General features: G+C 43.1%; 1 pseudogene. It reads right to left on the bottom strand.

Annotation, left to right across the window (positions count from 1 at the left end):
* A pseudogene (locus tag AB4585_RS22985) lies at nucleotides 1-276 on the bottom strand (SgrR family transcriptional regulator); the annotation flags it as partial.

Here is a 276-nt window from a genome sequence, read left to right on the forward strand (position 1 = left end):
TTACTCACCCCATTCCAACAGTGAAACATGGGTATGATCAATTGATTCTCCACCAAATAGCGACCTAACTCCCTTGCTGGGAATCTAGCATTAGGTTGCCCCTGCCACTCCTGAACCACTTGATGAATGTATTCAAATTGATTATCCGTGCTTAAGTTATCCAGATTGCTGTAGTCAAGAAGCCAACCCAGCAAGGTGTCGTCTCTATGAGTCCCAAGTCCCATAGGTTTAATCCATAGATCAACCGAATCAATATCATCAGGAACATGGTCATAA

The sequence above is a fragment of the Vibrio sp. 10N.222.49.C9 genome (assembly GCF_041474985.1).
GTDB classification, from domain to species: domain Bacteria; phylum Pseudomonadota; class Gammaproteobacteria; order Enterobacterales; family Vibrionaceae; genus Vibrio; species Vibrio crassostreae_C.